This window comes from Plantactinospora sp. WMMB782, from assembly GCF_049179135.1.
Taxonomy (GTDB): Bacteria; Actinomycetota; Actinomycetes; order Mycobacteriales; family Micromonosporaceae; genus Plantactinospora.
This window is the reverse complement of record NZ_JBMHMC010000007.1, coordinates 2763147-2787450: the sequence shown is the minus strand read 5'-3', so window position 1 is coordinate 2787450 and position 24304 is coordinate 2763147. Positions and strand designations below refer to the sequence as shown.

The window sequence follows — 24304 nt, the reverse complement described above, 5'->3', positions numbered from 1 at the left end:
TGGCCGTCCTCAGCGGGGAATCTGCTCCGGGTCGGTCCGCCGCACCATCCAGTGCTAAAGCATCCCGAGGCTTGCCTACCGCACCCTGGTGCGGAAGGATCTAGCAGGTCTCAAACGGCGGCGACAGGTCATCGAGGACCAGCTGCTATGGATGCGCAAGGCGGGCGACGAACTTGTCCGCCCGAGAAACCGGGTTGGTGACTTTGACAAGCAGCGCCGCCCATCGCCACCGGCCGATGGGCGGCTTCGCCCTGCCCATCGAGCCGACCATTGTGGTCCAGACTGACGGTGGAGATCCTGCCAGCGTCACCGGTCTACCGGCCGTACATCGCGCCTTCGTCTCCACCGATACCTGGTGTGCAGAATTCGCCGTGTGCGGAGGCTCTTTTACGTACTACGCCTCGCTCCTCATCGGCACCGATAAACCGAGCTGCAAACGAAGTACTGCCCCACGGGGATCCACTGGCCCTGCGCGGCCGAGTACCATGAGCGCGTAGCCTAACACTCCAGGATGGAGTCTCAAATGTCCGGTTCGCTGGCTGACGGCTCGTTCATAGCAATTGTCTATACTGACGATCGATTTGACGGCGAGAAAGGCCTGTTCAGTGCAGCTAAGTCAGCAGCGACCAAGATCGGCACGGTGAACGCCGATCAGCTGGCTACCAATCTTGAAGCAATATGTGGACGGCTGGCCGGCGTGTTTCAGGCGGCGCGGCGCGCGACTGGCGGGTTCGAGCTGGACAGCTTCGAGGTGATGCTAGAGTTTACCGCGAAAGGCGAGGTCCGTCTCATCGGTTCCGCGTCGACTGAGATCAAAGGCGGTGTCAAGGTAGTATTTCGCCCGTCCGGAGTAGAACTGTCGTGAATCGCGCTCTGGTAGTCGGTTGCTCGGATTATGAAGATCCCGACATCGCGCCGTTGCGCTATGCGGATCGCGACGCGGCCCGCGTCGCGGAGGTGCTGCGCGAAACCTGCGGCGTCGATAGCGATTCGTTGGTCGTGTTACACGATGGCCTACCAGACCGGCGGATGCACCCCACCCGAACCAATCTGCTTCGCCATCTGACCCGACTAACTCATTCCGGCGGCGATGGTGTTCTGTTCTTCTACTTCAGCGGGCATGGCTTCCAGGCCCAGGACAACACCCACTACCTGTTGCCAATCGACTGCGTGCGGGACGCTATCGAGGAAACCGCCTTGCGTTTCGACTTGATCGTCCGGTACCTCGGTGCAGCTTCCGCTCCGCACCTCGTGCTGCTACTTGACGCTTGCCGTAACGTAGTGGACGGTGGTAAGGCGCTGCCGGAGTTGAGCAATGTGGACGTCGACGCTTTGTGCCCGCCCGGCGTGGTCACGTTCTGCTCGTGCCAGCCTGGGGCAGTGTCCTACGAAGCCGAGGCCATCAAGTCGGGTGTGTTTACTCAAGCGCTCTGTGAGGCATTCAGCGACCAATGCCGATGCAGGACGGTCTATGAACTGGACACCTACTTGGCTCGCCGGGTTCCTGAGATCGCCACAGGAGAAGGCAAGCCTCGACAGGTGCCGCATTCCCGGGTGGAACCCCTTGGCGTCCAGCAACTGGAGATGGTATCTGAGCAAAAGCGTAACGAGTGGCGTGCAGCCACGCCGATCGGTGCCGAACAACGTCGCCGCCGGGTGCCGCAGACGTTCAACAGCGGCACCGACCCATTGATTGCTATCGACTTCGGAACTAGCTATGCAATCGCATCGTACTGCCGGGAAGACGGGGTGGTCGAGCTGATTCCCGGCACGGATGGCCGCCCGCTCGTGCCGTCGGTACTACATTTCCTGCCGGGACTGGACTACCTCGTGGGTGCAGCGGCGGTGGAAGCCGACCACTATCGGCCGGCCGCCACCATCCGGCATGTCAAGCGGGATCTCGGCGCCACGGTCAGCTATGAGATCGACGGCCGCAGCATCGCGCCAGAGTTGGCCGCGAGCTTGATCATCCGGTCGATCCGGCGCAACGCTGAGGAGGCGCTGGGTACTCCAGTCCGACGGTGCTTGGCTGCGCGTCCAGCAAACTTCACACGGCGGCAGACCGCGGCACTCGAGCGGGCTTTCGCGCTGGCTGACCTCGACGTGCTTCGTATGGTCGGCGAGCCGAATATTGCCTCGGTGCTCAACGCGTCTCACACGAGCGAGACGGCTTACTGGGAGGAGCAGAATTTCCTCGTCGTCGATTTGGGCGGCGGTACGTTCGACGTCGCCCTAGTGGAGGGTGGCGAGGGCGTGGCTGAAATCAAGGCTGCGGCCGGCAGTAACGTCGTCGGTGGGCTTGACTTCGATTTGGCAGTCGTGCGGTACGCCGAAGGGCAGCTGCGCGAGCGGCATGGCTGGACGGGCGAACTACCGTTCTCGCTTCGCAGCGCACTACGGCGGGAGGCGGAACGCGCCAAGCGCGATCTCGGCCGACGCGAGTCCACCTCCCTGCTCTTGCCGGATCTTGATTATGGCGACCGGGGACTCCAAGATGTCAGCATCGAACTGGACCGCGACACCTTTCGGAGGATCACCGACGAGCTGAACGAGGTGGTCCGGGAGACCCTGGTCAAACCCTTCGCAAATCAGCTCTATGGTGTGCCGATCGAAAACTGGCTGCGTGCGGGGGGAAAGGTGGTACTAGCCGGACAGGGTGGCAAGATCTTTACGGTACGAGAGCAGATTGATCAGGCACTTCCCGGCGCTCCGGTGCTTTCTGAGTTTCAGGAAACGGCGGTCATTCATGGTCTGGGTCGCTACACCGGGGTTCTAACCGGACGAGTCAAAGACGTCTTGCTTCTGGACGCCCTAGGATTCGGGGTTGGATTCCGGTGCAAGTCGATCCACCCGGGAACCGGAGCCCGGGATCCTGGCCACTGCCGCCTCTCACATGAATTCACGGATAACACCGAGGTGTACCCGCTGATCGATCCGGCAACTACGATCCCGACCAAGCGTTCTGAGACTATACAGCTCGTCGGTCGTGCCGGCACTCCCCACATTCTCGAGTTAGTTGAGCTGCCAACGGCTGGCGGTGACGTCTTTGGTCGAGCCGAAATACGCGCTACGGGCCGGGAGGTACTCGTGACCGCAGACGTAGACGCCAACCACCTCGTCCTCGTGTCGGTAAGGGACATGATGACGGGCGAGACGGTCGAGTACCAGCTCACTCATTTCGAGCAGAGCCCGTCCTACCGCTCCGCGGAGCGTCGCCAGCGACTGCTTACCGTCGAACATTGGTGAGGATGGATCACCCGACTGCACCCTTGCTCAGCCCGCGCTACGAGTGCAATCCGGAGGTAGCGATGGGCTGCCCGGCACCCGCGCTTTCACATGCACCTCACCCCGACGGGATCGTCCTGGATCAACCAGATCGAACGCTGGTTCGGCTACATCACCGAACAAGAGATCCGCCACGGTGCTCACAAAAGCGTCCAGTCCCTGGAGGCCGACATCCGGCGTGGATCGCGGACTGGAACAGCAACCCACGTCCGTTCATCTGGACCAAGACCGCCGAGGAGATCCTCCAATCACTCGCCCGCTTTTGTAGGCGAATCCCGGCGCAGAATACTGGAAGGCGGTCAACCGTTCCCACGCCCGCATCCGCGCCATGGGCGAACGCGCCGTCGCCACCCTCAAGACCTGGAAGGTCCTGGTCAAGCTGCGCTGCTGCCCACGCCGCGCCACCGCGATCGTGCAGGCCATCCTCGTCCTGCGCAGCGCCGAAGCACACCGACTCACAGACGCTTCTATATGCGTGGTGATCGAGTCCGGGATTCGTAATCCGCTAGGTTCGGTGCTGGCCGTGACGGTGTGACCCCACAGCAATCTGACCATCGACGAATGTGTCGTGTAGTCGACCTGTCCACCGTCGCGGCCGGCGCCGGCCGCCACCCTCGCTGGCCTGATCAGAAGCATGTCCGCAGCTCGCGCTCGCGTGACTCATCACAGATCTGCCGTCGGGTGGACCTTCCCGGGCCGACGCCATCGACCGGCATCGCCCCGCAGGAAGGAACACCCTGTCATGCACATCGACGCTGGCCAGCCCAGTTCGGCTCGGCGGTCATGACGTCGCTGGCCTGCTCAGCAGGGCTGGAGCCCGAGATCCGCAACGCTTGCCGGACACCGGTGGCATCCTCCACCTCAGTGCCGTCGTCGACATCCCCGATGCTAAGAATCGACTCACACTGACCACCTTTCACAAGGCCAAGGGCCGTGAGTTCGATGTCGTCGTCCTGCCCGGCCTTGTCGAGTCCGTGACCCCCTACCGGCGTTGGAACAGGACCCGTAACCGGCTCGACGAGCCCGCGCCCGCCGCCCTACGGGAGGAGCGCCGAACCTTCTACGTCGCCCTTACCAGGGCCCGCCACGACGTGTACCTCATCGCCGGCCCGGGCTTCGTCAACGACTACGGCTACTGGAACCCCACCGGTGTCAGCCGGTTCTCCACTGAGTTGCTCCCTGTAGCCGCCGCCACTGATTGGCAGGCGGAGAGCTAGCCAGTCTTCAAGGATCTTGGGTGTCGGATGACGTAGCGCATGCGTCGTCGTCACGAGTTGTCTGCGCGCCTCGCATCGATCTGCGCGGAGGCCAGCACTCGCAAGGCGAGTTCGTCGAGGGGTAGGGCGCAAACTTCGTCGGCCGTGAGTGTCCAGTTCTGCACGGTGGACGAGGCTCCTGGATCTGAGTCAGCCGATGGCAGCGTTGCCCAGCTGCTCGATGGCGGTTTGTGCCCATGCCTGGGCTCCCTCACCCGCACCGGTGGCCAGGCCGGTGGCGATAGGAGCGAGCAGTCCTTTGAGCGCGGCGACGCCGCGCCGCAGCCGGCTCGGGTCCGGCGTCTCCTGGGTGACCTCAGTGAGGACCTCGTCGGCGGCAGCCTCCGCGTCCTGCAGGTCCTGCTCCGACAGCCCAACCGCCGACAACCCTTGTCGGGTGCTGACCACGGCCTGGGCCAGGGCCTCGAAGCCAGGGGTGATCTGCTCGTTGCGCTTCTGCTGCTGGTTGACGGTGCCGGTGTTGTTCCATGCCAGCTGAGCACCTGCGGCCCCGCCGTGGATCACCGGCCCGTTGTAGGTGATCGTCGTCGGCCCAGTCGGCCGCTCCACCCCGCGCAGGCCCGTCGGTGCATCGGCGACCGTCGTCACCTGAATGGGATGCTTGTCGAACTCGCGCTGCATCTCGCGCATCATCCGGGCGATCCCCTGCTTGTTGATGGTCACCTTCGCCAAGGTCCTCTCCTCTGACCTACCGTCCGGTCCAGCCTACGGAGGGGGTCCGACGCACCCGCACCTTCCCGGCCGCCATCCCTACCTCGAATCCACATCCTCAGACGCCCCTCTGACGTGCTGGCCGTTCAGCCACCGGCGGTGACGTGCTCGCACACCCGGCGGGGCCGGTAGCCGCCCGGCACGTCGGCGCCGATGGTGTCCCAAAACGCCGACGAGTCGTCGATGTGCCCGCCGAGCGTGTGCCAGGCGTAGCCGGGGTTCTCCCTACGCAGCGCCGCGAGGCCGGCGGCGGCCAGGCCGCGGCGGCGGTAGCCCGGCAGGGTGTGCGGCTGCTCGACCCAGCCGATCCGGCACCGATGACATATCTGGTAGTCGACCTCGAACACGAACTCGTCCCGTACGGAAGCGTCATCGGGGTCGTGGGCGCGTAGGTTCGCCGCGCGCATCCGCCAGCCGATCCGCTCGTTCGAGACGGTGTCCTGCCACGGCGTGGCCAACCGGGGCACTATTGGCCAGCCGGACCGGCGCGGCCACCGGCCCCCGGTCAACCGCAGGAGCAGCTCGCGCCACGGCTCACGCCCGGACACCCGGCCGAGCATCGCCGTGCTGGCGACCAAATCCCGGATCTCGGCATCACGCGAGCCGGTGTCGGTCATCGGCGACTCAGTCCTCGCCGGCGTCGGCCTGCGCCTGCCCGGCCTGCTCGACCAGCGCGTTGGTCAGGTCCCGCAGCCCGGCCACGACGTTCCAGTCCGGCCGGACCGCCGGGTCCAGGCCGCGGGCCTTGGCGTCCTCCCAGATCCGGTCGACGTAGTCGTACAGCGCCTGCCGGGCCTGGACCTGCGCTGCCCGGCCAGCGGCGTCAAGCGCGGCCAGGCCTGCCGCGTCGCGTTCGGCAAAGGCGTCGATCAGCTCGATCGCCATGCCCTGGTGGTCCAGTTCGTCGTCCACATCGACCATGCCGGTAACCCTAGGGCATCGGATCATCACACGCGTGTGCACGATTGTGAACCGCGACGGCCGGTAGCCGTCGGTGTCGAGCTGGGCGACTGGCATTAGCGCCGCGATCCGGACTCCCCTACCGTAACCGCGGCGGGTGTTCGAGTTGGCACATCGGTTCGAAGACAGGCACGCGTCAACAGTCCAGCTCGCGTTGGATTCGTCGGGTGTTGTACCCAGCCGTCGATGTAGGCGAAGATCGCGTTCTCGGCCTCGTCGCGGGTCCGCGCTGTGAATGCTTGCTCAGCGCCTATGAAGGTTCGAATCCCTCCACCCGCACCAATCAGCCGTTGAAGGTGTTGTGCTGGACGTTGTGGTCGCCGATCTGCAGACCCCGGACGCTCTCCAGCCGGACGTCGCGTGTGGCCGGGTTCGGTGATCGGCCGGCCCGCCGGTTCAGCAGGGTGTAGAGGACCTCGGCCGAGGCACGGGCCGCGAACCGCTTGTAGCGGTCGTCCTTGGCCGGGTCGGCGTGATCCATGACGCCCTTGACCACCAGCCAGTCCGGTACACCCTGGGTCTCGGCCACGGTGGCGATGGTCGCGGCCTCCATGTCCAGGCCGGTGACGGTGCGTACGCCCATCGCCGACAGCCGCGCCCAGGCCTCGCCATCCTTGGCCACGTAGCTCCCACTGGCCATGGGCGCCACCGCCACCGCGAGCGGCAGCTTCGCGGGCCCGTGCACATCGTCGTAGCGGGCGCGCTCGATGAACGTGCGGCCCTCCTCGGTCAGCACCCACTCCACCCCGGGCCGGACGATGTGCCCCCGGGCCTCGATCGCTTCCGGCCGTTGCGGCCACGTGCCCGGTGGGAAGTAGCGTTCGAACGCCGGGTGCTTCACCGGGTCCTGATCGAGGAGCAGCCGTTCCAGCAGCCAGAGGGCGGCCTCCTCCTCGGTTGCGGGGCCGTAGCTGGGCAGCCCGCTCGGAGGATTCAGCTCCTGCGCGGCGCGGATCCACTTCTGGTCGAGCTGGTACTGCCGGTGGTCGCCGACGAAGCCGTCCCTGGTCTGCTTGCCCTCGTCGTACTCGTACGTCATCTCGGCCACCACCACATCGCCCAGCGCGACCTGGCCCGGATTGCCCGCGCACACGCCGGGCATGGCCAGGCAGCCCGGACGCAGCCGGTCAACCAGCGCGGTGGCCGCGACCCCGGTCGGGCGGCCGCTCATCCGGACCGGCCGGGCGAGCACCACCGACAACCGCCGGCCATCGGAGCATCGGTACTCGCCCCGCAGGTACGGATGCGGGTCGTTCTCATCGCAGAGTGTCCAGTCCTCGATGCCGGCCTTGGCGGCCTCGTGCTCCAGCGGGATCGCCGCGATGATCAGAACGTCGATCGGGTCCATGTCATCTCCATCGTCACCACTCGATTCCGCGTCGCCAGACCTCGGCGTCGTGGTCATGCTTGCGGCTCTCCCGCTCGTACGTTTCGGCCAGTTGCCGGAGGATCCGCTGCGATCGAGGCCATCCCTCCGCCTGACGTTCGTACTCCCGATAACGCTCGACCAGCGTCCGTTCCTGAGCGCCGCCGTCCCGCAGACCACGCCACGTCACCCCGCGCCGCTGGTAGAGGCCGCTCCAGAGGGCACTGTCCATCGCGTCACTGTCGGCGTCCTCCAGCACCTCGCGTACGGCCAGAGGTGGCACCGAGCCGTCCTCGTCCGGCTCGGCGAAAGCGAGGACGGCGCCGATCTTCCCGTCGGCGCGGCGCAGCCGGCCGGAGGCCGACAACCGTCGTCTTGCCTCCTCGACCCAGGCCGCGAGGGCCTTGGCGTCGATGGTCCCGTCCGGGCCGGTGCCCGGGCAGCGGCGCCAGGAGCGCAGGACCTGGGAGATGGCGCGGATCCTGGCGACTTGGTCCGGGTCGTCGACGGTCTCGTCGGAGCCCTCGGCGGGGAAGGCGGTCTCGATGAGCTCGGCGAAGAAGGCCGGGTCCTCGGCGAGGCGGGCATGGATCGTCGGCGTACGGGCGTCGTAGCGCAGGAGCGGGACGAGGTTCAGCTCGATCTCGGTCACCCGATGCGGCCCGAGCGCGTCCCGGTGACGTTCGAGCAGTTCGACGACGATCTGCAGGTCGTATCCGGAAAGCCGGCGGTCCTCCTCCGCCGACCGGACGAATCCCTCGCAGGCGGTGGCCGCCTCGACGGCGACCTCGGGCGTGTCGACCTGTTCGGCGTACATCGCGATCAGATCCAGGGCCGCCGCGAACCGGCCCACGCTGATCAGGCCGGCCGCCGCCTTCGCGACACCGGTGAACTCCGGGCCGAGGCCGTTGACCCCGAACTCGCGCCAGTAGACGGCGGCCGCCTCGGGACCGGGATCGGTGTTCTCCGGATCGCGCCGCGCCAGCAGCAGCCTCGCCCGCGCAGTCGGATCCGAGGTGCGGTCGAGGTAGTCGGCGCCGCGCCGGATCCGCAGCGCGAAGTACTCGAACGCGATGTCCGGCCGGCTCGTCGGGCGGTCCTCGGACAGCCAGGTCAGCAGCACGTCGTCGTGCTCGGTGGACGGCGACTGGGCGAGGGCGGCCCCGATCAGGTCGCCGTTCCCGGTCCGGTCGGCCAGCGCCACCAGCGCGTCGAGACCGCCGGAGGCCAGGATCCGCGCCACCGCCTCGGCCCGCAGCCGGGACAGCTCGGTGAAGTACTCCGCGCTGGACCGTCTCCTCGTGACGCCCTCCGGCTGGGGCCACCGGTCGCCGAAAAGCCAGAACGTCTGGTCGGCCGGTTGGGAGGGCGCGAGCGCGTCGGCGGCCCGCCGGAACGGCGCGAGTTCGTCGGCCGACATCGCCCACGGCGCGTCGCCGACGTCGGTGTGCAGGGCGATCAGTTCGCGGAGCGCCTCGGACAGACGCCGCCGCATCTCCTCGTCGTCGACCGAATCGGACAGGGACATCAGCCGCTCCACGAAGCCGGAGCGCTGGTCGTCGGGCAGGTTGTCGGACAGCGGGATGAGGGCGAGGAAGCGTTCCGGATCGTCGTCGAGGTCGTCCAGGGCCAGGCCGGCGACGTCCCGGAAGGCGGCGTAGGTCTCGGCCGGCGGCGGCGCCCCCGGTATCGGCCAGTCCCGTAGGAGCGGCGTCGGGTGGAGCGTACCGATGGTTCCGTGCCGGGCCGACCGGAGCAGGTCGAGCAGCAACGTCCGGGCGACCTCGGGCTGGTCGCGGAGCATCCGCTTCAGGGCGCGCAGCCGCACCGGCCGGGGTGCGTTGGTCTGGGGCCGTGTGACCTCGAAGATCTCGGCGAGCGAGGCGCCCGGCCGGTCCGGCTGATCGCTGCCCGGATCGGCTGCGGCCATCCGGGCCAGAGCCTCGACCGCACCGCCGAAATGCTCGGTTGACCAGGCGAGGAGCTCCAGGGCCGCCCGGGAGGAAGGGCGGCCGGTCCGCACGGCGTCGAGGAACGCGGTGGGGGATGCCTCGGCCAGATACGTCAGCACGTCCGCGAGGGAGACGTTCGCCTGGCTCATAACCTCGCGCACCACCCGGTGCACGAGGTCGGCCGAACCACCGCGGACCGCGAGGACGACCAGCGACTCCGCGATGCCGCGCCGGATCGCCACCGACCCGCCATGCGTGGTGAGGACGCGGACCGCCAGGCCGGCGAATGCCGCCCGGTCCTCCTCGGTGAAGCTGGGCGCCAGCAGGACGATGGTGTCCTCGGGCGCCTGCACGTACCACCGCTGACCCAGGTGCCCGAGCATCGCCGTGTCCGGGTCCGCGGCCGCCTGAGCGCAGATCTCGGCCATCTCGGCGTTATCCACCCCGGTGAACTCACTGACGATCGCCCGATCGCCGTCGTGATCGCCGTGCCAGCCGCCCAGCAGCGCCAGCCGCCGGAGGCGGACATCGGCAGACCGGGCCCAGGGCGGGATCGCGAGCGAGCGGTGTTTGGCCAGGGCCCGCCACAGCTGGCCCAGCCCACGCCGGGCCAGGACGCCGAGGGACCGGGCCCGGTCCGGCTCGATCGGGACGGACAGGTGCCTCGCGACCTCCTCCTCGTCGAGCGCGAGCACCTCTACGGCCGGGTTCGGCACGAGCTTGCCGTACACCAGGATGGTGTGCGGGCGCCGGAGTGGGATCTCGTTCAGCGGCAGGCTGGTCGGCACGGCCAGGATCCGCGGCTCCTGCGCCGCCAGGTGGGCGCGGAGGGGCGCCTGATCGTCGATCAGCAGCGTGCGATCACCCAGCGGCGTGCCGTTCAGGGCCGCCGAGATGAACGCCTTCAGCTCCAGCGCGCCCAGCTCGCCCCCGACCTCGACGACGGCCGGGCCGGTGTCGAGCGCGGCGCGCAGGGCGGCGGCCTGCTCCTGGCGCCCGGCCAGCACGATCTCCGCGCCGAGGGGAGGGTCGGTGAACGGCAACCATGTGTCGTTCCACCACTCCGTCAGCGACACGCCGGGCGTGGCAAGCCCGTAGTAGTGGTTGTGCTGAGTGTTGCCGTCGCCGACCTGTACGCCGGAGCTGTTGCTGATCATCGGATCCGATTGTCCCAGGCGCGGGTTGGCGTGGCCGCGGCGGAATTCCCCGGGGGTGATGATCGGGGGATGAAGGCCATCATCTACACCTCGGGTGGCCGGCATCCACGCCACGGCCGGCGTATAGCCGCAGCACCCCACCGGAGATCCCCAGAAAGGGATCAGTCGCAGCAGCGGCGCTCTCTGACAGAACGGTGCTGAGCTGGGCTGTCAGGCCCGGCGGTCCGTCCGGTTGGGGGTCCTCATCAAGCAGGACCCCTGCCCGCACGTCGGGCGGGACAGCCAGCACGAGACGGGAAACACCAGCAGACCGGCACCCAGTTGGGTGCCGGTGACAGGCATGACCTACACCCATCGAAAAGACTCCACAGCGGCGCAGGGGCAACGGGGCGGGCAGCGGCCAGCAGCACACGGACGCCTACACCCCTGCCGGGGCGAGCTGGCTCCCACAGGCTGCTCCGCAACGGCAAGCCAATGCACTGGTCAGAACCGGAAGCCGAAGAGGCCGCCGTCGTCGTATCGGTCGGTGAGTCGCTGGGACAGTAGGAACTTGTCGGCATCGAAGCCCCGGCGGCGGGCTTTGTCGAGATCGTCTGAGTTCAGGCTGACGATGTACTGGAGACCTTCGCGGCCTGTGACCTCTGCGGCCAGTGACAGGGCCGCAGCTAGTTGGCGGTCGTCGACGCCGTCGAAGAGGTGGCTGTCGTGGACGAGGATGCCGGGGGCGCGGTTTGCCCGGGTTGCGAGGACGTTGAGGGTGAGGTCGAAGCAGAAGATGACCATGCTGCTGATGCCGGCGCTGTTGTCGCTGTCGATGTGCGGGTCGATGCGCAGGCTCTTGTCGCCGGCCTCGAACTTGAGGTGGGCGGTGCGGCCGGGGCCATAAAGGCGTCGGGCGAACTCGGAGAACATCACTGTTGCCTCATCGATGAAACCCCGCCGGTCCTCGATGTCGCGGTCCATCTCCTGCTGCAGCGTCAGGCGCGCCTGGGTGATTTCTCGTTTTGTCGCTTCGAGGGCCTGGGCGGCCTCGTAGCGGTGGCGCAGGGCGGACAGGAGCGCCTGCTGCTGCGCGAGGACCTGTTGGAGTGTGGTCAACGCTTCTAGTGCGCCACCTTCCTGCAGGGTACGGAACGTGGCAGCAAGTTGGTCGCCTAGCTGTTGACGGTCAGACTCGCTCTGAGCGAGGCGTTGTCGGATAGCTGCGGCTTCCTCGTCGAGGTAGCGGCGCCGGTTCCGCACGACGGACTCGTGGAAGGCTTGGACCTCGTCGAACCGTCGCCGCACCTGGTCATTGAGTAACACGCCGAGCTCGGCATACACCGGCTCCAGGTAGCTGACGTCGGGGTCGATCGTCTCCTGCAGCGCGTGTTCCAGGTCTTGGAGATTGCGCCGATCCACGACGTCGCGAGCGCGTAGCTGTCGTATCTGCTGGTCAAGCCTGTCTGCCTGCTCGCGGAGATGCTCGTACTGCGGAACGACGCGGAACTCGGAGACCTGGCGTTCCAGGTCGCGGACCCGCCGCTCAGCTAGAGCGATTTCGCTGCGCAGGTCGGCGACCTTGCCGATGATTCGGCCCAGCAGCGGGTCCTGGGCGGCCTTCTGCATCTGGGTCCGTGCGGTGTCTCGCGCTTTGAGCAGCCGGTAGCGGTCGGCGAGATGCCAGTCGAGGCCGAAGAGGTAGGCGAGGTTAGTGGTCGCGTCGGCGTCGGACTGCCGTCCGTGACTACGCACCGCCGTGTTGTAGCCGTTGGAGCTGGCCCGACGGATGAGGAAGGACACCAGGCTTCGGCCGCTGATCCCGGCGTGCTCGTCGGGCAGGCTGAAGAGGTCGCGTTCGATGAGGCGCTGCCACTCCGCGAGGCGGAGGTGACCGGTGTTCAGTTCGAGTTGGCCGCGGTCGGTGGCTGGCGGCAGCGGGTCGAGGTGTACCCAGCCGGGGCGCGATCCAGTGCGTTTGACCTGCAGCGGTGTGGTGAGCTGCGGCCAGTCGAGCGACAGGGTGAACTCGATGCCGCGTAGCTCCGGACGTGCGGCGAGGGTGGAACTGTCTGCCCGTTCCCCGAGGAGGAAGTGCAGTAGTTCGATCATGCTGGACTTGCCGGCACCGTTGCGGCTGTCGGTATCCCGCGAGCCGGGGGTGATGTCGGCGACGAGGATGTTGAGCCCAGGATGGAAGGTCAGCGTCCGGAACCGAGGGTCATCGGCTCCGAGCTGACGCAACATCCGCCTGCCTCCTCGTGAGCAGTTCCCGCTCCAGCTCCAGCGTTCCCAGTGCGAACAGGACATCCAGGGATAGGACGAACCACCAGAACGGTACGGGCGCGTGGTGCCCGTTGGCGGTCCGCCACTCCCGCAGCCTCGTCCACGTCTGGCTGATCGTCATCGGTTGGTCGAGGATCCGCAAGATCTGCGCCCCGACGACCAACAGCGCCCGCTGCGGTGCGATGCCCTTCGTCGGCGCGATCATCAGGCCGTTCCCTGTAGGGCCGGCGTCCGCCAGTTGGTGGGCGGCTCTTCGAAGATGTCGCAGGTCTCGAAGAAGTACGCCAGGACCACCACCACGGCCCGCTCGTGATCGCGTCGGCCGCGTGCGTTGCCGGCGACGTACTCCTGCAGCTTCCACAACACGTCCCCCGGGTCGTCGTAGTCGGCCTTGACCTGCTGGTAGTAGGCGTTGAAGCCCTGCGCGACCTCGTCGCGCTCGGTGACGTCCTGGCGCTGCTGGTAGTACTCGTCCACCAACGGGGTGTACCGCATGGCCGAGATGATCTCGTCACGGTCCTCGACGGCAAGGCGGTTGTAGGCGAGCTTTTCAGGCGGAACCTCACGGGCGGGTGCCTGGGACGTCGCCTGACGCCGCTGCGCGACCAGGTGCCTGAGGAGGGGATCCAGGTCCTCCAGCCCGATCCGGTACACACGCTCCGACACCGGAATCTCACAGCCAAGCAGTTCCTGAACCTCGTCGCGCTCCAGCCGGCACAGCTCCCGGTGCAGGTGCTGCGGGCCCCGCTGCTCGAACCGCAGGCTCGGGTGCGCGGTGCGTGCCTCGCTCAAGAGGATGGACAGCTCCGGGTGGACGCCGCGCAGGTCGTTGTGCACGAACACAAAGGTGTCGAAGTGGTCTCCCCGCTTCGCGATCGCCTTTTTGAGATCATCGGAGAACTTTGTCCGGACGGCCTTCACGTCCGGCACTTCGGGCGCGTAGCACGCGTAGAGCTTGCCGTCATGCAGGCTCAACCCGTCCGCTCCGATGTCGCCGAGGTTGCCGTGGGTCCTGACGTCGATGAAGTCGGCATAGCGGGCGCACATCAGGTTCTGGAAGAACCGTTCGAACGCATTGCCGAAGCGTTCTTCGAGGAGCCGGCGGAGCATGGCTCGGACGAAACTCTGCTCCTCGAAGCTGAGCACCAGCCCTCCGTTACCTATGTGGATGTACTGCCGTACCCAAGGTAACCAGTCAGCAGCGGACGAGAAAGGTACCAATGACCGAGGGAGCACCGGCCGACCGTTCCCCCCGCCCCTGCGTGTGGCCGAAGCGCCAGGTCCTCGAAACTGACGACGTCGAAGAAAGACTTGTCCACAGCGCTGGCCGTCCACGGCCCCACCGATACTGCTCGTCGTAGTCAGTGATAACTCAACCTGCGGTCGCGGCAGCGGTGTGCATGTGCCAGGGTCCGGACGGATCGGCGAGCGTGTCGAGGATGACTTGGCACCAGGTGTGTGCCGCGCCGACCACAAGGTAGCCGTGCCGGGGACAAAGCCCGGTACGGCGGGCGGCGTGGCCGTGCCCCAGCCCTCGTTGCGTAGGTTGCCGAGGCCAAGCGATACCGGACAGCCCACCGAGGATGCGCTTGACGGCCTGGCTCCCGTCTGGGCCCGGTGCAGCGGTCTGTGGGTGCAGTCCCAGCTCGCGTTGTGCTCTGTCGATGAGCTGTGGCAGCTTGGCCGTCTTGTCCTCGAACGGCACGCCAGTTCTTCCAGCACCGTCTTCGCCGTTGCCTCGATCAACTCTTTCGCGGAGCCGTTGGCCCGCGCCGGGTCGGTCGGAAGTGCCCTGTTGATCCGTTCGAACGAGTCCAGGATCATCGCCGGGTCCCGCAGGGCGGTCAGCGACCGCGGGAGCGGAGGTAGGCCCGATCGCCGGCACCGTCGGGTGGAGCCCTGGATTCGCTGATCGAGGGCTCGCCGTCATTCACCGGCGGGCGAGAATTAAGTCCGCCAGAAGCGGCAAAACACGCCAGGTCGACGTCTGGACGGCGGGACCGACCTTTACTACGCCGGCATCCCGACCGGTCGCCACCGGGTGAACAGCCGCTCGCCCGGCTCGTGGTGGATCACCACTGGCACGCTGATCCGGTCCAGGTCGATGCCCTCGCCGACGGGCAGCACGGTGAAGCCCTGCCGCGTGTAGTAGTCCTCGAGGCCGGATGCGGCCGGGAACTGACCGTAGGTCAGCAGCCAGCCCAGCTGAAAGTAGACCCGCACCGCGCGGCGCAGCAGAGTCTCACCGAGGCCCTGGCCGCGGGCGTGTTCAGCGACGGCCAACCCTTGGATCTTCGCGGTCTTCGTGGCGGCGACCAGGGCGAGGGGCAGCGGTACGCCGGCGGTGTGGGCCTCGGACAGGACGTTGCCCGGCGGGACTGCCTGCAGCACGCCCTGCAACCGCCCGTCGCTTCCTTCGGCGACCAACACCAGCACCAGCCCGGACATGGCCTCGTCGGGTCGGCCGGCGGCTGCGGCCTCGGCGATTGGGCGCAGCATCTCCGAGGTGCCCTGGCGCAGGCCGATCAGCAGCGTCGAGGCGACCGTGCCGGCGTCGATGCCCTGCTCGACGGCCGGGTCGAGGCCCATGCCGTCGACCAACACGAGCAGTTCCGCCACGCCGGCCGAATCACCGGGCGCTGCTAACCGGATGCGGGTCCCGCCCGGTCCGGACCAACCACGCAGCAGCCGGTCGGCGGTCACCGGCGGCACCCGCGCTGCCTTCTTTCTCGTCATCCGGCCTCGGCCTCCTCAGCCAGCGCAACGGTGCTCTTCTGGTCGACTGGAGCGCTGCGGTCTGCGGCTTCGCCCACGAGGCGTGCCCATGAGGCGGGTGGGTCGTCAGGCAGCGACGGCAGCCGCTCGTCACCGGTGAGCAGAGCGCCCAGCGAGGGGTAGCGGTCCGGCAGGGCGTCGAGGTCTCGCAGTTTCCCCGCAGCGGTGATGAGGTCCAGAGTTGTGTGGGCGAGGCCGAGAGCGCCGTAGTCCAGGGCCGCACGGAACTCGGTAATCCAGGGGTCGAACGTCGCGGTGTGTTGCGGCTGGGCCAGGTACGCGATGACGAACGGACCTCGGACCACCCCGACAGCGCCCTGCAGTAGCTGCTCGCGGCCGCCGTCGAGGTGGATGACCAGCGGGGCGCTGCCCTTTTGGTGGTCTTGGGGGGCCACGCGCAGCAGTTCGGGGTGCTGGACCACCGTCGGGTCGACCAGGCGATTGAACGTCGCCGCCCACAGCACGCTGTGGCCGTTGGTCGTCCAGTCCGGTCGGACGACGGCGGGACCTCGTACCCCCAGGTTGGCGTGGCGGATCTCGCCCCGGGTTACCTCCGCGTACGCGGCCATCATCTCGACGTCGAACCCGAGGTGGCCGAGGCCGGCGGCGATCTGGTAGCAGACCGGCAGGCAGCTGTTGGGTCTGCCGCCGCTCATCTCCTGATGTACGACCGCGAGCGCGGCGAACAGCGGCACCACCTCGACCGGGCACTTGACCAGGGCAGCTGCCATTCCGGTGCTCTCGAAGCGAGGCAGGCGCGGGTCGTCTGGGTCTGGCTTTTCTCGGCGAGGCAGGGCAGTCAGCCGCGACGGTGGGATGGGACGCCGGACGGGCTCGCGCCGCTGACGTCTGGTGCTTCGACCGACCACGTGGCACTTCCTCCCCAGGCGGCACCTACGACCTGTCACCGTACCGTCGCAATGCGATGATGGCGAGGAGCTCTCGCCGGCCGCTCCAGCATGTGCCGACCGTCCCAACATCGGATCGCTGCTGGAGTTTCTCGCCGGTCGCGAGGTCAGCGACTAATCCACCGGTGTAGCCCGCGCCGGCAGCGTCGCGCTGGAACATGCGCAAGCGGCTCAACGAGCCAGTGGTGAAGCCCTCCGGAAGCTGGGTGGCCGGTTGCGGCGGGTTCTGTTTTCGGGCAGGGTCGCGGTGTGACTGCACGGCTACTGGTTGATGGCAGTGGGGCCGTCGGCAACCGTATGCCTTTAAGTAGCGGGAGTTTTGTCGGATTCGGTTGGCAGTTGCGATGAGCTCGCCCGTTGGGCGGGACGCTGGTGAAGAGTTGCGGCGTCTCGGTAACTGCCTGCGGGCCCTGAGGGGTCTGGAGCCGGTTGGCCACGGTGCGCCCGGGTGCGGAGGTCTACGCCGGCAACAGCAGACATGTTCGGGAGACCAGGTGTGCGGTGATGTTCGTGGGTCCGTCCGGTGGACGGTCATGGCGGTGTTCGTGGTCGCGGTGTTGGCGGCTGCGGCGTGTTCCGGGTCCTCGGCGGGTAATGGGGAGGCGACCGGTTCGACGTCGTTGGTGTTGAGTAAGGACGGCATCGGGTTGGCGAAGTTTGGTGACTCGATCGAGTCGGTCTCTGGCCGGGTCCGTGCCAGGTGGGGTCCGCCCGAGCTGCGGGAGGCGGGGTGCGACAGCCATGTGGTGTCGAAGTTCCTGAACTGGGACGGGGTGTTTCTGGTCTTCAGCGCGGACGGGTTGAGGGGTTATTTGATCGGGCCGAGGCCGGCCGACCCGATCACTCCGGTGGGGAAAGATGTGCAGGGGGCGGCGACCGTCGAGGGTCTGCGGTTGGGTGACAGTGTTGGGAAGGCACGGCAGGCCTACGGGGCGCGGTTCATGTTGGAGGAAAACAGTCTCGGGCCGGAGTTCTACATTGCGGAGGAACGGGATGGCTGGCCTGTGCTGATGGGCTTCACGACGGGGCTGACCGATGCCGATACGATCACGCAGGTCGGGGCCGGGGACATCTGCGCGGTAAGGTGAGCCAGCTACTCGCCGCGGCCTGATGGGTAGTCATGTTCCGACCCGGCCGGTGGGTTGGTCCGCCTCCTCGACGTGATGAGGTGAGCGGCGGTGAGCACAATTTCGATCAGTAGGCCGCCGGCGAACCCGAGGCCCGCGCCGAGGGCGAGCAGGAGTGGATCCCGGCCGCGTTGCCGTTCGACGTCGACCATGTCGATGGAGACCGCCGGTACGGGGAGAACGCTGTCCCAGGTTCCGCGGATCTGGGTGGTGTTCACCGCGTACCGGGTGGTGGTGCCCTCCGTTTCGCCTGGACGGCTCACGCCTCCAGTCGCGAGGCGTTCGACGGTGTAGGAGCCGGAGTTGACTAGCACGAGGCCCTCGGCCGTTTCGGTCGAGCCGTCCGACCCATTGATGTCGATCCGTTTGGTTCGCAGGAACTGGTATTGGCCTGAACGGGTCAGGCTGCCGTTGCTGAGGGTCAGGGTGATCGACGACGGCGGCGAGTTCATCTGCGGGACGAGTTCGAGGTAGCCGTCCTCGCTGGTGACCGTGCGCCAGCCGCTGGCCTGGATCGATTCCCCGTTGGCGGCCTGCGCCTTAGCCTCCAGAATCTCCGCTTTGTCTCCGTCGTTCGAGCGGAGGGCCACGCTGGATTCGCCGCCCCATCCGGAGACCGCGAACTGGATGGTCGTGAACAGATCGTTGATCTCGAACTTCATCGAATCGATCGTGGCCCCCAGGGTCAGCTCGTAGGCAGGGCTGTCGGCGTTGTCCCGAAGCGGTGGGGCCTGGTAGCTGATCCGGTTGTATCCGAACGCGCTCGCAGTACCCGCCAGCACGAGCAAGACCACCAGGGCCACCATCTGCCGCTTCGCGACGGGCCGGTCCTGGTCGTCGACGTCGCGCAGCTTGCGGACCGCGGCCGGGCCGGGCAGCCGACCAGCCGGCTGCCCGGGCGACCCGGGTGCTCCGGGGTCGGAGGATGTTCCGCCCGTACCATCGCCGGCGTTCTCGCTCGCACCCGCCGGGGCGGCGTTCGGCAAGACGCTCTGGACCATGCCGTACCCGCGGCGACTGACGACATAGCCGACGAGCGCTCCCGCAGCCAAACCCAGTCTGAAGCCGCGAGAAGCGTTGCTCCGCACCACTCGCGCTGCCTCCCGATACCTGCGGCACCCTTAAACCGCTAACAGCCCATATTGCGGTCGGACGATCCCCGCCGACGCAGGCAGTGCGGCCCGAGCAGACCCGGTGGCCGATGCGGCGAGCGGTCGACCTCCGGAAGGTACCCAGAGTATCGGCCACGGGCTCGCACCCGCTCGGCACGGGCCTCGCCTGTGTTTCGAGACCAGTGTCGATTGCGAGGCAGGTCACCACTGGTGACCAGATTCGGTGGTACCGCAGGTGCGGCAGCTCGTGAACGATGACGCAGTCCTGAACGTCCTCGGCCTCACTGGCGAGATCCTCAGCTAAGGTCACGACACCATCGGGCGCGTACGAGCCTTAATGGTGCGTATCCACTTGAGCTGGTCAGCGGAGCTGGCCATCGACAACGAAATCCTGCCCCCGCCCGTCCGTCTGACCGAGATGCTCGCGCTGCTTCGAAAATGCCAGTTCCGACACGCAGGCGGCCCGAACTCCCACCGCCAAACCCACCATGAAGGCGAGGTCGCTGCTCAAGAGGCAGGTAGCGCCTCACAGTTTCGCCGCCCTCTGACCGGCTTCGGCGGGTGCTCCTACTCCGGGGGTCGGGGTCCGTACTTTTGCTCCAGCGCGGCCTTGTCAGCGCCGGTGGGATTGATGGTGCGGTCGATGCCTCGTTGCTTGGCCTCGACCTCGTTGGCTCCGATACGGATCACGCCCAGCGGGTGCAGCGTGCTGAGCCAGAGCAGACGGACCGCTTCCTCGATCACCGGCTCCATGTCGCTACCCGCCTTGACGGTGATCGTCACGCCCGCCACCGCGGAGGCGCTGATGTTGTTCTGATAGGTGACCTTGACCTCGACCACCTCTGGCCGTTGCGCCAATGTTTCCTGAATCTGCGCGGCCACGGCGTTGGAGTCCTCGCGCTCCTCGGGGGAGTCGTTGACGTTGCAGCCGGAGCTTGTAGCCACCACGGTCAGCACGGCCACGATGGCCACGATGATCCGCCTCACCGGTCGCGGTGCTGCCTGCCGCACTCGTACTCTCCTCGTCACCCGACGCTTCACAGGACCCTGTGCATGTCGTAGACCTTGGATTCCACACTTTCGCCGTTCAGGAACGCCCCCGCGCTGTCCCGGTATGCCTGGACAGAGGGGTCCGTGCTGCGGTCGAGGGCCTCGGCGGCCGGCAGGTACGCCGACCCGGTGCCGTGGTTCATTCCTACCGAGCCGTATTGGCCCTCGAACGTGACCGTTGTCCGGTTGGGCCGGTCGGCGTTGTCGGTAGCGTCGAGGTGCGGAACTATGTCGTTCGCGTTCTCTAGTGCTGTGACCACAAACGTTGGCCGGGGCGGCGTGTGTGTCGTCTGGCATGGTTAGCTCGATGGGTTGATGCGGAGGTGTGGATGATTCAGCGGACGATGGCCGAGCGGCTGCTGCTGGTTAGCCGTGTGGGTCGGTGGTTCCACCTGCGAGAGCCCGTTTTCGTTGAGGTTGGGCAGTCCTATTGGATTGACCCCGTGGGTGAGCGGTTATGTGTGGATCGAGGCGACGGTCGGGTTACCTGGCATGCTGGCTGGACGTGCCGGTAGGGGCCGAGCAGGGCCTGTTTCAGGCTGCCCGGTAGGCGGTCTGGCCCCAGCGTCGTTGGCGTTCGCTGCGGACGCGTGCGCGTTCGCGGCGTTGAGCGGCGAGGACGTCCGGGTGGCGGGCGTTCGCGTTGCGCCACCGCAGGTAGGCATGTAGGTGCCGGCCGAGAGCGACGTGGTTGGGGTGGTCGGAGCCGGCGATGACGAAGGTGCGTAACGGCCCGAAGTGGGCCTCGATGGGATTGGCCCAGGAGGCGTAGGTCGGGGTGAAGCACAGTTCGACCTTGTTCCGGGCCGCCCAGGCCCTGATCACTGGGCCTTTGTGCGCGGACAGGTTGTCCAGGATGATGTAAATCGGTGCCCCGTCCGGTCGTGCGGCGCGGATCGACTTGAGCGCGGTCAGGGTGTTCGTCGCGGACTTGCGGTGGCGGATGACACCCCAGAGGGTGTCGTCGCCGACGGAGTAGCAGCCGTGAAACTGCCGGACTCCGTGCAGCTTGTGGTAGTTCGCCGGCAGTCGGTGCGGCCGGCCTTTCGGGTGCCATCCGCTTCCGGTCTGCGGACGGACCGCGAGTGGTCCGAACTCATCGAACGCGAACACCCGGTCCGGGAACTGGGTGGTGACGTGCTCGATACGGGTCAGCTTTGTCTCTCGTTGCGGGTCGTTGGACTCCTTCCACGTCTTTGTCCGCTGGAACGTAATCTCGTGTTTGCGCAGGTACTGCCGCAGACGTTCACGGCCCACCATGACGATGCGGTCCGGGTTGCCGGCGAGGTACTCGGCGAGTTTGCGGATGCTCCACCTGGTGAACGGTTGCCCGAGCTTCATCGGGCGGGTGTTGGCCGTCGCGACGATGAAGGTCTCATCGTCAGGACTGATCTGGCGGGGACGGCCACCCGCCCACTGAGGGTCCAGGCTGGGCATCCCCTGCTCGTTGAACCGGTGGATCACCTGCCGCACGGAGTCCTCGTCGGCCTGCACGAGGCGGGCGATCGCCGGCACGGTGTTCCCTCCGGCCGAGGCGAGCACAACCATCGCCCGCCGCAGCCGGACAACCGAGCCGGTACCGCGACGCACCAGGCGTTGCAGCTTCTGGCCTTCTTGATCACTTAATCGGCGTACTCGAACGGGTTCTGCCACCCACACAGCCTCGACCCCATCGAGCCTCACCCCATGGACCAGGGTTCGGCGTGTCACCGGACCCGGCCAACGTTCGTGGTCACAGCACTAGCGACAGGACCTGCACACCTGGCGGTATCTCGGTGTTCCCGATCGGGGAACCGGCGGTGACGACATGGGTGACGTTGTATGGGAAGCCGCCGGTCGCGGTGTCGTGGGCGGCCTGGGCGGCTACCATCCCGCCCTGGCTGTGCCCGACCAGCATGACCGGGTCGGTGGCTTTCGCCCCGGCCATGTCCAGCGCCGTGGCGATCGCGTCCTGCCGGGAAGTCGTGTCTCCGCCGAGGACGCGCACGTTCGTGCCCATGTCGTTGAGGAACGGGCTCCCCGCATCCCACGGCATGTTCATCGCTTTGGTCCCGGGGATGTCCACGACATACGCCTTACTGCCGTCCGGGTTCGTGATCACACGGACGTCGATCTGGTCCGGCTGGCCCGTATTCGACTCCCGGTTGCGGTAGTCCAGACCGTTGATCAGGTCACCGAAGCCCTCCGGCGGGAAGCGCATCGAGTCGTGTGAGGTATCAGTGTTGTCTCCCGGGCCCCTGAGGTCGGGTTTCGTGACCTCGAAGGTGCCGTCGTCGTAGAACTCACCGATCAAGTTCGCCGCGCCCGGGACGTCTCCGACCATTGGTGTGCCGGGCAGGCTGCTGATCAGCCCTGGCCCCATGCCGACGAGGGTGTCGATGAGGCCGGGATGGTCGGTGATCAGTTGCTGCCAGTCGACGTCGTCGCCGAACAGGGCACCGGCGGCTCCGAGGGTAGATACGAGCGGCAGTGTCATCAGCGGGTTCGCGAGCGCGCCGTGTAGGCCGATGCCGAGTCCGAAGCCCAGGCTCCAGCGCAGGGAGTCGATCGTCCGGGCCTGCGCCTCGTCGACCGCCTGGTAGGAGGCGACGACGGTCCGCAGCGCGATCGCCCGGTGGCCGAAGTCGAGGGACAGGGCGGTCAGCCCGTCCGGGCCGTCCAACGCGCGGAGCAGGCCGGCCTCGATCTTCGCGAAGCCGTCGGGGTTCAGGACCGCCGAGGCCAGCAGGTCCGGGTCGACCAGCATCCCGTGCCCCTGCGCGCTGATCGCCGCGAGATCACCGGCCAGGTCGTCGCTGTGCTGGGCGAGCACGCCGATGTCGGCGTAGCGGGCGTTCGTCCCGCCGGCGCCGCCGCTGACCTGAAGCTGCGGGTCACTCACCTGTGTCCTCCAGTATCCGCGCCAGATACGGGGCCAACCACACCCCGATGTCCTCCCGACGGGCCGGCTCCAGCACCACCGTCCGCTGTCCCGAGGCGTCCGGGTCCGGTCGCAGGCCGACCCAGCCGTCGTCGGTGGCCAGCCACACCACCTGGCCCAACCCCACCCCGTCACCGACCCGGCCGGTCACCACCGCCCGCAGCACCCCGGTGGTAGAGCTGTTCACCCGCTCGGCCAGCCGCGTCTGGGCTACGGTCAGGCCGAGTGCCGACACCACATGCTGCCGCCCCGCCGACCCGGCCAACTCCCCCGCCGGGCCGTACTCGGCCAACGCCGCCAGCGGCAACCGCCCCGCCAGACCCCGATCGGTACCGCTACCGCCGAGGGCCTGGTCGAGCAGCGCCGACTGCGGGCCGGCGAGTTCGGCTGCCGCCGGCACCGCACGGACCAGCTCCGCACCTAGGGTCACCGACTCGAACATCGACAACTCCACACCACCCTCACCCAGGGCGATCAGGCTGCTGCCCGCGTTGCCGGCGACCGCGAGCACCGCTCGTGTCCCCCGGTCCCCGACGGACACCTCCAGCTGCACGATCGCCCGGGCGGCGGCGAGGGTAGCCAGGTTCGCCGCCACCGGTACGACCGGCCGGTACCCGGTCGGGTTGTCGGGGTCGGCCGTCACCACGCCCCGGTCGGCCAGCCCGGAGGCGGTTGCCGGCAGCGGTTCCGGTGGTGGGTCGGCGGGTTCGAACCCGGGTGGTGGGCGCAGCCCGGTGGCGTGTGCGAGCAAGGCCCATTCCGGGGCGGACAGCAGCAGCCGGTGTGCCGGCAGCACGGCGGGTGCGGCGTCCATCAGAGTCCCTTGCCGCGCATGAACTCGCCGACCTCGAGCCACTTCCGGTCTCCGGAGGCGGGCAGGTTCCCGGGCTGGAACGGCCAGGCGGCCCACGGCGCCTCGACGGCGGCCTTCAGCAGCGGTCCGCCCGCCAGCGGCGCATACTCCCGCAGCCGCTGGGCTGCGGTTTCGAACCAGCCGGTGACCTGGTCCTCGATCCGGGCGATCAGCGCGAGCAGTTCCCGGATCTCCTGGGCGTGGGCGACCATCGTGTCGGCGACCCGGTCCAGGTCGTCCGCGACCCGATCCGCCCGGGCCCGATCCTGCGTGATCCGGTTCCGGTAGGACTGCGCCGACACCGAAACCCACTGTGCCGTCTGGCCGCGCCGCTCGTGATCAGCGGCCTGCTCCCGAACCTCACCAGCCCGGGTCCGTAGCCGGCTGGCGAGCCGGTCCAGCTCGTCCGGATCCCCGTACATCCCCAACACCCGCTGCCCCCTCAGCCATCGCCGCCATCCCCAGGCGAGCTCGGTGTACGCACAGAGCCCACAAGCCATCGCTGTCCGTCCAAGCGGAAGTCACAGGGTGCCCCATTGTGTTCACTGCCCGCAACCCCGAACCCAAGGGTGACGCATCGACGCCA

23 protein-coding genes and 1 pseudogene are annotated in these 24304 nt (G+C 67.6%); 5 read left to right on the top strand and 19 right to left on the bottom strand.

From position 1 onward, the window contains the following. Nucleotides 1–523: 523 nt before the first annotated feature. The 4 genes and pseudogenes from ACN28A_RS14850 (at nt 524) to ACN28A_RS14835 (ending at nt 4502) form a co-directional block, all read left to right on the top strand. Nucleotides 524–865, top strand: a complete 342-nt coding sequence (locus ACN28A_RS14850) for a Pepco domain-containing protein (RefSeq protein WP_421395811.1) — start codon at nt 524–526, stop codon at nt 863–865. Then, nucleotides 862–3246: an Hsp70 family protein gene (locus ACN28A_RS14845; RefSeq protein WP_421395809.1), complete on the top strand. Its 2385-nt coding sequence runs from the start codon at nt 862–864 to the stop codon at nt 3244–3246. Before ACN28A_RS14850 ends, ACN28A_RS14845 begins: the two co-directional genes overlap by 4 nt. Before the next feature lie 331 nt (nt 3247–3577). Then, nucleotides 3578–3739, top strand: a pseudogene (locus ACN28A_RS14840) (IS5/IS1182 family transposase); the annotation flags it as partial. Nucleotides 3740–4118: 379 nt separating this feature from the next. Further along, nucleotides 4119–4502 (top strand): 3'-5' exonuclease, encoded by a 384-nt coding sequence (locus ACN28A_RS14835; RefSeq protein WP_421395807.1) that lies wholly within the window; start codon nt 4119–4121, stop codon nt 4500–4502. Between the two features lie 189 nt (nt 4503–4691). On the opposite strand, the gene ACN28A_RS14830 is transcribed toward ACN28A_RS14835, so the two are convergent. The 11 genes from ACN28A_RS14830 to ACN28A_RS14780 form a co-directional block, all read right to left on the bottom strand. After that, nucleotides 4692–5225, bottom strand: coding sequence for a hypothetical protein (locus ACN28A_RS14830; RefSeq protein ID WP_421404392.1), 534 nt, complete (start codon nt 5223–5225; stop codon nt 4692–4694). Between the two features lie 134 nt (nt 5226–5359). Continuing rightward, the gene (locus ACN28A_RS14825) at nt 5360–5890 is read right to left on the bottom strand and encodes a hypothetical protein (protein WP_421395805.1); all 531 of its coding nucleotides are present in this window, start codon (nt 5888–5890) and stop codon (nt 5360–5362) included. 7 nt (nt 5891–5897) lie between these two features. After that, nucleotides 5898–6194 carry a hypothetical protein gene (locus ACN28A_RS14820; RefSeq protein WP_421395804.1) on the bottom strand — a complete coding sequence of 99 codons (297 nt, stop codon included), beginning with the start codon at nt 6192–6194 and terminating at the stop codon, nt 5898–5900. 322 nt (nt 6195–6516) lie between these two features. Then, nucleotides 6517–7581 carry a hypothetical protein gene (locus ACN28A_RS14815; protein ID WP_421395802.1) on the bottom strand — a complete coding sequence of 355 codons (1065 nt, stop codon included), beginning with the start codon at nt 7579–7581 and terminating at the stop codon, nt 6517–6519. Between the two features lie 13 nt (nt 7582–7594). Continuing rightward, nucleotides 7595–10708, bottom strand: coding sequence for a hypothetical protein (locus ACN28A_RS14810; RefSeq protein WP_421395801.1), 3114 nt, complete (start codon nt 10706–10708; stop codon nt 7595–7597). Between the two features lie 483 nt (nt 10709–11191). Beyond that, nucleotides 11192–12934 (bottom strand): ABC-three component system protein, encoded by a 1743-nt coding sequence (locus tag ACN28A_RS14805; RefSeq protein ID WP_421395799.1) that lies wholly within the window; start codon nt 12932–12934, stop codon nt 11192–11194. Then, on the bottom strand, nt 12909–13178 hold the full coding sequence (locus ACN28A_RS14800) for an ABC-three component system middle component 6 (protein WP_421395798.1): 270 nt from the start codon (nt 13176–13178) through the stop codon (nt 12909–12911). Before ACN28A_RS14800 ends, ACN28A_RS14805 begins: the two co-directional genes overlap by 26 nt. Further along, nucleotides 13178–14119, bottom strand: a complete 942-nt coding sequence (locus ACN28A_RS14795; RefSeq protein ID WP_421395796.1) for an ABC-three component system protein — start codon at nt 14117–14119, stop codon at nt 13178–13180. The genes ACN28A_RS14800 and ACN28A_RS14795 overlap by 1 nt, the downstream gene beginning before the upstream one ends. A 226-nt stretch (nt 14120–14345) precedes the next feature. Further along, nucleotides 14346–14903 (bottom strand): abortive infection family protein, encoded by a 558-nt coding sequence (locus ACN28A_RS14790; protein ID WP_421395794.1) that lies wholly within the window; start codon nt 14901–14903, stop codon nt 14346–14348. Between the two features lie 80 nt (nt 14904–14983). After that, entirely contained in the window at nt 14984–15709 is a 726-nt protein-coding gene (locus ACN28A_RS14785) for a GNAT family N-acetyltransferase (protein WP_421395792.1), read from the bottom strand. After that, complete coding sequence (locus tag ACN28A_RS14780; protein WP_421395791.1) at nt 15706–16479, bottom strand: hypothetical protein; 774 nt, start codon at nt 16477–16479, stop codon at nt 15706–15708. Before ACN28A_RS14780 ends, ACN28A_RS14785 begins: the two co-directional genes overlap by 4 nt. 710 nt (nt 16480–17189) lie before the next feature. On the opposite strand from ACN28A_RS14780, the gene ACN28A_RS14775 reads away from it, so the two are divergent. Beyond that, nucleotides 17190–17744, top strand: a complete 555-nt coding sequence (locus ACN28A_RS14775) for a hypothetical protein (RefSeq protein ID WP_421395789.1) — start codon at nt 17190–17192, stop codon at nt 17742–17744. Between the two features lie 5 nt (nt 17745–17749). Here ACN28A_RS14775 and ACN28A_RS14770 read toward each other — a convergent pair whose 3' ends face one another. The 8 genes from ACN28A_RS14770 to ACN28A_RS14735 form a co-directional block, all read right to left on the bottom strand. Continuing rightward, entirely contained in the window at nt 17750–18874 is a 1125-nt protein-coding gene (locus ACN28A_RS14770) for a hypothetical protein (RefSeq protein ID WP_421395788.1), read from the bottom strand. A 382-nt stretch (nt 18875–19256) separates the two neighbouring features. After that, nucleotides 19257–19406, bottom strand: coding sequence for a hypothetical protein (locus ACN28A_RS14765; protein WP_421395786.1), 150 nt, complete (start codon nt 19404–19406; stop codon nt 19257–19259). A 56-nt stretch (nt 19407–19462) separates the two neighbouring features. Then, nucleotides 19463–19906: a hypothetical protein gene (locus ACN28A_RS14760; RefSeq protein ID WP_421395785.1), complete on the bottom strand. Its 444-nt coding sequence runs from the start codon at nt 19904–19906 to the stop codon at nt 19463–19465. A gap of 26 nt (nt 19907–19932) precedes the next feature. Then, nucleotides 19933–20088, bottom strand: a complete 156-nt coding sequence (locus tag ACN28A_RS14755) for a hypothetical protein (protein WP_421395783.1) — start codon at nt 20086–20088, stop codon at nt 19933–19935. Nucleotides 20089–20479: 391 nt separating this feature from the next. Continuing rightward, entirely contained in the window at nt 20480–21598 is a 1119-nt protein-coding gene (locus tag ACN28A_RS14750) for an IS630 family transposase (protein WP_421404390.1), read from the bottom strand. 79 nt (nt 21599–21677) lie between these two features. Further along, nucleotides 21678–22826 carry a hypothetical protein gene (locus tag ACN28A_RS14745; RefSeq protein ID WP_421395781.1) on the bottom strand — a complete coding sequence of 383 codons (1149 nt, stop codon included), beginning with the start codon at nt 22824–22826 and terminating at the stop codon, nt 21678–21680. Continuing rightward, a complete protein-coding gene (locus ACN28A_RS14740; protein ID WP_421395779.1) occupies nt 22819–23679 on the bottom strand; it encodes a hypothetical protein in 861 nt (286 codons plus the stop codon). Before ACN28A_RS14740 ends, ACN28A_RS14745 begins: the two co-directional genes overlap by 8 nt. Continuing rightward, complete coding sequence (locus tag ACN28A_RS14735; protein ID WP_421395777.1) at nt 23679–24140, bottom strand: WXG100 family type VII secretion target; 462 nt, start codon at nt 24138–24140, stop codon at nt 23679–23681. Before ACN28A_RS14735 ends, ACN28A_RS14740 begins: the two co-directional genes overlap by 1 nt. Nucleotides 24141–24304: the final 164 nt, after the last annotated feature.

What these genes read in the sequence shown, in the direction of transcription:
- ACN28A_RS14850 (WP_421395811.1), top strand. Translation starts at nt 524, where the DNA reads ATGTCCGGTTCGCTGGCTGACGGCTCGTTCATAGCAATTGTCTATACT.
- ACN28A_RS14825 (WP_421395805.1), bottom strand. Translation starts at nt 5,890, where the DNA reads ATGACCGACACCGGCTCGCGTGATGCCGAGATCCGGGATTTGGTCGCC.
- ACN28A_RS14820 (WP_421395804.1), bottom strand. Translation starts at nt 6,194, where the DNA reads ATGGTCGATGTGGACGACGAACTGGACCACCAGGGCATGGCGATCGAG.
- ACN28A_RS14815 (WP_421395802.1), bottom strand. Translation starts at nt 7,581, where the DNA reads ATGGACCCGATCGACGTTCTGATCATCGCGGCGATCCCGCTGGAGCAC.
- ACN28A_RS14810 (WP_421395801.1), bottom strand. Translation starts at nt 10,708, where the DNA reads ATGATCAGCAACAGCTCCGGCGTACAGGTCGGCGACGGCAACACTCAG.
- ACN28A_RS14805 (WP_421395799.1), bottom strand. Translation starts at nt 12,934, where the DNA reads ATGTTGCGTCAGCTCGGAGCCGATGACCCTCGGTTCCGGACGCTGACC.
- ACN28A_RS14800 (WP_421395798.1), bottom strand. Translation starts at nt 13,178, where the DNA reads ATGATCGCGCCGACGAAGGGCATCGCACCGCAGCGGGCGCTGTTGGTC.
- ACN28A_RS14790 (WP_421395794.1), bottom strand. Translation starts at nt 14,903, where the DNA reads ATGACGGCGAGCCCTCGATCAGCGAATCCAGGGCTCCACCCGACGGTG.
- ACN28A_RS14785 (WP_421395792.1), bottom strand. Translation starts at nt 15,709, where the DNA reads ATGACGAGAAAGAAGGCAGCGCGGGTGCCGCCGGTGACCGCCGACCGG.
- ACN28A_RS14780 (WP_421395791.1), bottom strand. Translation starts at nt 16,479, where the DNA reads ATGGCAGCTGCCCTGGTCAAGTGCCCGGTCGAGGTGGTGCCGCTGTTC.
- ACN28A_RS14775 (WP_421395789.1), top strand. Translation starts at nt 17,190, where the DNA reads ATGGCGGTGTTCGTGGTCGCGGTGTTGGCGGCTGCGGCGTGTTCCGGG.
- ACN28A_RS14755 (WP_421395783.1), bottom strand. Translation starts at nt 20,088, where the DNA reads ATGAACCACGGCACCGGGTCGGCGTACCTGCCGGCCGCCGAGGCCCTC.
- ACN28A_RS14740 (WP_421395779.1), bottom strand. Translation starts at nt 23,679, where the DNA reads ATGGACGCCGCACCCGCCGTGCTGCCGGCACACCGGCTGCTGCTGTCC.
- ACN28A_RS14735 (WP_421395777.1), bottom strand. Translation starts at nt 24,140, where the DNA reads ATGTACGGGGATCCGGACGAGCTGGACCGGCTCGCCAGCCGGCTACGG.